General features: G+C 60.7%; 5 protein-coding genes. 3 read left to right on the top strand and 2 right to left on the bottom strand.

Annotated features, from left to right (window positions below; genetic code table 11):
• Positions 1–36 precede the first annotated feature (36 nt).
• Positions 37–999, bottom strand: coding sequence for a M56 family metallopeptidase (locus tag ACNPN0_RS11270; protein ID WP_448938085.1), 963 nt, complete (start codon positions 997–999; stop codon positions 37–39).
• A 23-nt stretch (positions 1,000–1,022) separates the two neighbouring features.
• A complete protein-coding gene (locus tag ACNPN0_RS11265; RefSeq protein ID WP_066144398.1) occupies positions 1,023–1,394 on the bottom strand; it encodes a BlaI/MecI/CopY family transcriptional regulator in 372 nt (123 codons plus the stop codon).
• A 397-nt stretch (positions 1,395–1,791) separates the two neighbouring features.
• Between ACNPN0_RS11265 and ACNPN0_RS11260 the strand changes: the two genes are divergently transcribed.
• The 3 genes from ACNPN0_RS11260 to cydC are packed head-to-tail and all read left to right on the top strand — an operon-like array spanning position 1,792 to position 7,797.
• A complete protein-coding gene (locus tag ACNPN0_RS11260; protein WP_448938084.1) occupies positions 1,792–3,390 on the top strand; it encodes a cytochrome ubiquinol oxidase subunit I in 1,599 nt (532 codons plus the stop codon).
• Between the two features lie 24 nt (positions 3,391–3,414).
• Positions 3,415–4,440 carry a cytochrome d ubiquinol oxidase subunit II gene (gene cydB / locus ACNPN0_RS11255; RefSeq protein WP_105656764.1) on the top strand — a complete coding sequence of 342 codons (1,026 nt, stop codon included), beginning with the start codon at positions 3,415–3,417 and terminating at the stop codon, positions 4,438–4,440.
• Between the two features lie 27 nt (positions 4,441–4,467).
• A complete protein-coding gene (cydC, locus tag ACNPN0_RS11250; RefSeq protein ID WP_448938083.1) occupies positions 4,468–7,797 on the top strand; it encodes a thiol reductant ABC exporter subunit CydC in 3,330 nt (1,109 codons plus the stop codon).
• The last annotated feature ends 22 nt before the right edge of the window (positions 7,798–7,819 follow it).

The following is a 7,819-nucleotide window of genomic DNA, read 5'->3' as shown; positions in this document are numbered from 1 at the left end:
GGGTCCAGGGACTTCGCTGTTTGCGCCAAGAGAGTGCTACCAGTCCAGCAACCGCGGTGCGATGAGCAGGACTGTCGGGCAGATCAGCAACATGATGGTGCTCAGGAGCACTAGTGCGCGCTGCGGGCGGCCCAGCGGATCCTGCGGGGAGAGCAAGCGTTGCAGCCGGCGGGAGGAGACTTCACCATCTGGCATACCAACTAGGCCGGCACTGGACGAATGATTCTTTGACGACGAATCATCCATTGCTGCGGCGGTGGCGACAGTGACAATGGCTTTGAGCAAAGTGTGCCTATTGACTTTTTCCAGTGCTTTGTCGTCGGCGAGCATTTCTATCAGTTGGCGCACTGCGTCGAGGGCAAGACGTGAAGTCGGTAGCCAAGGCAACGCTTCGTGCCACGCCGTGAATGCCAGGATCAGCAGATCATGCCGTTGATCCAAATGGGAGCGTTCATGGGCAATAACCGCCTGTTGCTCTTCGGCAGAGAGCTGGGTGAGCAATCCGCGCGATAGCACGGTCACCGATTGCGAAATCCCCGGCACGCAATATGCAACAGGCATGTCGTGATCAATCACTAGGGTATTTGGCCGCGTCTGGGACGGGTTGCTCAAGAGGCGCAGCAGATGCCGGTGCTTGGTTCGTTGGCGAGAGATGCGCCAAGCCGCTCGTATGAGGGTTAATACCAGGTGAAATCCGAAGAGCAGTGCTGCGCTCAAGGCGAACAGGTGCACTTCGCCGGGGTCGGGCACACTGGGATCTCCCATTATCAGGAGCCAGCCGCCATGAAGCGCGGAGATGAGGTCATCGCCCAATGGGGCCAAGCCCCAGACAAGCATCGAGCCGATCATGGAAAGTCCACCGCCTAATGCGATGGCTTGCCAAAGGAGTACCGCTTGCACTGGTGAGCGGGCGGTCCATTTAGCCTTGGATAAAGCCAACGGCGTCGGCCACGCCAATGCGATAGCCAACGCCGCTAGGAAATATGAGGTGAGAAGCACTCAGTCCCCGAAGTTCTTCTAAATTATGCGGACTTTACTGAGTCCAAGATAGCACGCAGGGATGCTGCCTCGTCGGGGGAGATGCCTCCGATGAATCGTGCCAGGACTGCTTCACGGTCCTGGGCGGTGCCCAGGGCGTCGTTGAGCAGTCCAACGGTGTGATCCTCACGGGAGGATGAAGCTGCGTACCGGTGAGGGCGGGTAGTGCGCTCGCGCTCTACCAAACCCTTCTTTTCGAGACGGGCTAGCACAGTCAGCACCGTAGTGACTGCGAGTTCTTTCGCGTCGGTGCCAAGCGCCGCCAAATCATCACGAAGGTCATTCGCGGTGAGTGGTTCTGCAGAATCCCACAGAAGATCCATGACGGAGCGTTCCAGATCGCCAAGGCTGGCCACTAGGTCGTACCTCACTTGCATTAGTTTTGACGCGGTTGCTTGACTCATGGAGTGCAAGCACACTGCTTGGGTTCTTAATTGTAGCCATCTTTCCACAATATTTCTACGGCATGTAAAAGAGAGGGGTGAGTACATGCTTTACCCGTTTCGCAATGAGGTGCGAGAATGTCGCGGGTGAAACTTGTTGACTTGGGTTTTTTAAGAACCGTAGACACAACCCTGTCAATAGGCTTAGTATTTGCGCCCACGTGCGCACTGGCGAAGTTTCCAGTTTCTGAAATTGCTCATCGTCTCGATTTCTACACGCTGTCGAAATCGTCTATGGTGGCCTTGGAGAACTTTTCTACGGAACGTAGAAAAGTGATTGAACTTCGATCCCACGATAGTTGAGGAATCCATGGATGCTCTAGAGATTGCCCGCTGGCAATTCGGCATTACGACGGTCTACCACTTCCTGATGGTGCCCCTGACCATTGGACTAGGCCTGACCGTGGCCACGCTGCAAACCATGTGGCATCGCACCGGTAACGAGCACTGGCTGCGAATGACAAAATTCTGGGGCAAGCTTTTCCTGATCAACTTCATCATGGGCATCGCCACGGGCATTGTACAAGAGTTCCAGTTCGGCATGGCTTGGAGCGAATACAGCCGCTATGTAGGGGACGTATTCGGAGCGCCGTTGGCCATGGAAGCACTGCTGGCCTTTTTCGTAGAATCTACATTCCTGGGGCTCTGGATCTTCGGCTGGAAGAAGCTTCCCAAACGCGTGCACCTGGCAACCATCTGGTGCGCATCCCTGGCAACGATCTTTTCCGCCTACTTCATCCTTGTTGCGAACTCATGGATGCAGCACCCGGTTGGAACGAAAATAGTTGACGGCCGAGCCGTGATGACCGACGCATGGGCGGTGTTCACCAACAACACGGCGCTAGTGACGTTCCCGCACACTATTTTCGGTGCCTTCGCCGTTGCCGGCGGCTTCCTGCTGGGCATCTCATGGTTCCATCTCTACCGCCGACGCAAAGAAGGCATCGACTCGGTGGATGCCAACGGATATGTTGTCGTGGGCGAAGATCCCAGCCGCGGTAAAAGCCGTGACAAGGTGGACTACCAAGTCTGGATCAAGTCCCTGCGCATCGGCGCAGCGGTAGCAATGGTCGCGTTCCTCGGTGTGGCACTGAGCGGGCACGAACAAGCAAAGCTCATGTTCGAGCAGCAGCCGATGAAAATGGCTGCTGCGGAGGCAGCTTGCCATGATGGAACAGGCTTCTCGGTGCTGTCCTTGGGAGATATCACAGCCAAGGGTTCAACCAACTGCGACAACGTCGTAGCGGTCTTCGAAATCCCGGGCATTCTCTCGTATCTGGCCAATGGGGATTTCACCACCGAAATCAAGGGCGTGAACACGCTGATTCCGGAATACCAAGAAAAATACGGCAAGTACTATCCGAATGATGAATCCTTCGGCAAGTACGCAGGCCAGGAAATCAACTACCTGCCAGTGATGGAAGTGACCTACTGGGGCTTCCGCTTGATGATCACCCTCGGCGGGCTCTCGGCATTGGCTGCAGGCATTGCGCTATGGATCACCCGCAAGGGCACCGTCCCAGAAAACAAATGGCTCTCGCGCCTTGCCCTGCTAGGCATTGCCGCACCCTTCGGCGCAAACGCCACTGGCTGGATTTTCACCGAAATGGGCCGGCAGCCATTCACTGTAGTCCCCAACCCGCAGATGGGTGGCGTGGACCAGGTGTTCATGTACACCGCAGCATCGGTCTCTCCGACAGTGAGCGCAGGAGAACTGCTCTTCTCGCTGATCGCGCTCACGACAATCTACGGTGTGCTGCTGGTCGTGGAACTGGTGCTGCTCAGCCGCTACATTCGTGGCGGCGTGGCATCGGCAATGCCGGAGCTTGAACCGTCAGATCATTCACCAGCGGACGGCCCCTCGGACCCGGACAACGATGACGACGACGTACTGGCCTTCGCCTACTAGCGGCACGGACTAAGGAGAACATCAATGGATTGGCTTCCAACACTTTGGTTCATTGTGATCGCGCTGCTCTGGTGCGGCTATCTCTTCCTCGAAGGCTTTGACCTCGGGGTGGGCATGCTCATCGGTCTCGGCCGTTCCACCGAGAAGCGCAAACGGCTCTTGCTCAATACCATCGGCCCGGTCTGGGATGGCAATGAGGTATGGCTGCTGACCGCCGGCGGTGCGACCTTCGCAGCGTTTCCGCACTGGTACGCCTCGCTGTTCTCGGCCCTCTACATTCCGCTGACCTTTGTCCTGCTGGCGTTGATTTTCCGTGCCGTTGCCATTGAGTACCGAGGCAAGGCGATCACCGCAGCAACCCGGAAAGCTTGGGACCTGGCCTTGGGAATCGGATCGCTGGTGGCCGCCTTCGGTGTCGGTGCCATGCTGGCATTGACCACCTTGGGTCTGCCTTTGAACGAGAACGGCGACCGAATCGGAGGGGCCTTCGCGTGGCTGAACTGGCATGCCGTCCTCGGCGGCGCAGCAGTGGTGGCGTTCTGCTGGATCCATGCGTTGGCATTCCTGCGGTTGAAAACCGACGGAAAAGTCCGCCATGAAGCAGGAAAGCTCGTAGGCCGCTGGCTGCCGCTAGCAATCCTGCCCTTAGTTGCGTGGGTCCTGCTGGTGCTGCTGGACAACGATTCCACCATCGCCTGGGCGGTGTTGGGCCTGGCAGCGGTCTGCCTGGCCATTTCGATAGCCAGCGGCCGCGCTGGGCGCGAGGGACTCTCCTTCATCGCCCTGGGCGCCACCTTGCTCGCCGGGGTCGCAGCGATCTTCACCGCCGCTTACCCGGTAGTGCTGCCATCGACCATCGACCCGGCCTTCGACCTGACCGTGGCTAACGCGTCCAGCACTGCCTACACCCTGAAGCTCATGAGCGTCGTGGCCGCCTTCGGCGTGCCAATGGTCCTGGCGTACCAGGCCTGGAGCTACTGGGTCTTCCGCAAGCGCTTGCGCGAAGAGCACATTCCAGAAACTCATCGAGTCGTCTCCATCATCAAGTAACCGCATTTCCGAGGGAAAGAAGTAGTAATGCCAGCCCCGCGATTCCTGCCGCGTGAACTGATCACGCCACGACAATTCCTGGTTTTGGCGCTGTTCTCCGCGCTCAAAGTCGTCGGGCTGGTATTCGTCGCCTACGCGCTGGGCCAATGGATCGCCACCATGGCCGCTGGAGGCGCCAATGGATCGCACCTGCTGATCCTGGCCCTGGCCGGCGCCGCGCTTCGAGCGCTCAGCGCATGGGGATTGAACGCCAGCGCCCGCCGCATGGGCCTGGGCGCGAAGGAACGGCTACGGCTGAACCTGGTGCGCAGGCAAGCCGCGCAACCAGCCATCGTCCCCGCGGCGGAACAGCATTCCATACCGGTCACCGCCACCTTGGCCAGCCATGGCCTTGAGAAGCTCGATGACTACTTCACCAAATTCATTCCTGCGCTCATCGGCGCCCTGGCCGTCCCGCTGCTGCTTGGCCTCTACATTCTGCAGCTGGACTGGATCAGCGCAGTGGTGCTGCTCCTGACGATCCCGCTGGTGCCGGTGTTCATGGCATTGATCGGCATGCACACCCAGGACACCCTCAACGAATCCCAAGCCACCTTGGATCGGCTTGCCCACCAGCTCTACGAACTCGCCCAGGGCTTGCCCGCACTGCTGGGCTTGGGCCGGGCACGGGCGCACGGCAGCGCCATCGCCGCCGTCAGCAGCAAATACCGGGCGGCCACCATGGCCAACCTGAAAACCGTATTCATGTCCAGCTTCTGGCTGGAACTGATCGCAACCCTTTCGGTGGCGGTTCTCGCGGTGATGATCGGCGTGAGACTGGTCAGCGGGAATATGGATCTCGCCGCCGGGCTGATAATCCTCATTCTGGCACCCGAGCTGTTCTCGGCACTGCGCGAAGTGGGCTCTGCCTACCATGCGGCCGATGACGGGCTGGCTGCCTACCAGAAGTACACAGCCATCACCGCTGCCACCCCGGTCCATCAGCTTCGTGCCAGCACGGCCAGGAACGCAGATAGCGTCCTGGACGTCGCGGACCTGCGGATCAGCTACGATGGCATGCATCCAATCCACCAAGCCGTGAATATTCAGTTGCGCGCGGGGGAGCGCCTGGTATTGTCCACTGCCAGCGGTTCGGGCAAGAGTACGCTGCTCAAGCTGATCGCCGAGGCGCACAGCAGCGACAACACCTTCGATCCGGCCTTGGCCACCGGGCGGGTCTTCATAGCCGGCCGGCTTGCAGTGATTAGCCAGCATCCGCAATTCAACGCAGCAACCGGCAACGGGCAACTGGACCAGGACGCCCCCGCGGCATCGGCTGAACTGCGCCGAGAGCTCAGCTCCCGGCTATCGATGGAGTCCATGCTCGAGCGCCCGATCGGTGAATATTCACCCGGCGAGCTGCGCCGCCTGGAAGTGCTGCGCGCGTTGCTGCGGGTTCACAGCGACGACCACTGCACCGTGCTGCTGGCCGATGAGCCTACCGCGCACCTCGATGAGCGCAACGCCCAGCAAGTACGCGAACTGCTGAGTGAACTTCCAGCCCGCTGCGCGATGCTGGTCGCCAGCCACGACCCCGCCTTCGGGCAGGACGAACGTGCGGGCAGCATAGCGCATGGTGCTGGCCCTGCCCACCGTGAAGAATCCGCAGGCAACCGGTCGCGAGCCACCGCGGCAACGCAGCCTGGCGCCACTGGCCAACGGCCGGTGAAGTCCAAGTTCACCCCGATGCGCGACTTGCTTGCCGGGTACAAAGCTGCCCCCAAGGGCGTGCTCTGGGGGACAGCCAGCGTGCTATGCGCCGTGGCGCTCGCGGCCCTGAGCGGTTGGCTGATCGTTGAAGCCAGCTACCAGCCTCCCATCTTGCACCTGACCGTAGCCTTCGCGATGGTCCGAGGCCTGGGCATCGGACGGGCTGCCTTCCGCTACCTGGAACAGCTCGCGATCCACGACGCGGTGCTGGCCTATGCCTCGGATTTGCGCGAGAAGATGTGGAACGCGATGGTGGCCAACCCCGCACAGTGGGGCTTGCTGACCCGTTCCTCGGTCATCCTGCGATTCTTGCTGGCCGAGGTCGATGAACTGCGCGACCTATTGGCCCGGGTGCTGTTCCCGCCGCTGCAGGCAATCGTAGTGTGGGTTGCAGCAGCAACGGCCTTGTACTTCATCCAGCCCGAATTCGGATATCTGGCCCTCGGTGCGCTGCTGGTGCTGGTCTTCCCGGTGCGTTGGCTTGTGCAGCGCATTGAAGGCGAACACCTCGTGCATCAGCTCAGCCACCGGATGCAGATGAACCAGAGCGTGCTGGGCATCTTGCGGCACAAGTCCGCACTGCGCAGCAATCAGGCCATGGAACGGACCATTGGCCGGTTCCAGGACGCCGAAGCACGCAATACGCAGCGCGCTCGCCGGCATGCCCTGGGCCAAGGCAGCGCCACGGCCCTGGCCACGTTGACCAGCGTATTGCTTGCCATTGCCATCACCGCGCTATCGCACAGCAGCGCATCGTTTACGGCACTGGCCGTGCTCCTGGGCCTGGCCTTGGGGGAGAGCGCTGGCAATGCCCTGCTGGCGGTGCAGCAGGGGCGGGCGCTGAAGGTACTGTCATCGAAGCTGGAAGAACGCGGCATGCAAAGCCACGGCGCGCGAGCAGCGCAGCACAACCCGCCGGTGAAGCAAAGCAGGATCGCCGGCTTCGATGCGCAAGCGCTGAGCCTCGGGTACGAGCAGGGAACGCCAGTTCTGCAGAATCTGAACGCCCGCATCCCGGCAGGGCAATGGACGGCCATTACCGGTCCATCGGGTTCTGGCAAATCGACGTTGCTCACCGCGTTGCTGGGCGCGTTGCCAGCGCAGTCGGGCACGTTGAAGGGCATCGATGCCCGCGGGAACCTGCTGGATCTAGAGCAGGCAGACCTGTCATCGGTTGCCTGGTGCCCGCAAGAGGCGCACCTCTTCGACTCCTCGATTCGCCGGAACCTGATGCTGGGCGTCACTGAAGGCCAGCTGCGCAGCGATGCGCAGCTGGAAGAAGTGCTGGATCAAGTCGGGCTGTCGGACTGGTTGGCAACACAGCCAGAAGGCCTCGAGGCACGCATCGGTTCCGGCGGGCACCAGCTCTCCGGCGGTCAGCGGTGCAAGCTCGCCGTGGCCCGTGCCATGGTGGGCGGCCACCAGATCATCTTGCTTGATGAACCGACTGCCCATCTGGGGGTGGATGAAGCCCAGGACCTGCTTTCCACCTTGCATCTCGCCCTTGCCGGACGAACCGTCGTCTTGATCACCCATGACCAGATGCTTGCCGGGCAGTGCACCCACCGCATTGAACTGGGAAGCCAGAAGCCCAGGGTCAGCGCATAGGACTGCGGCGTCGCTTCCACCC

The sequence above is a fragment of the Glutamicibacter sp. AGC84 genome, from assembly GCF_053543575.1.
Note: the sequence above shows the minus strand (reverse complement) of the source record. Positions and strands in the feature narration are given on the sequence as shown.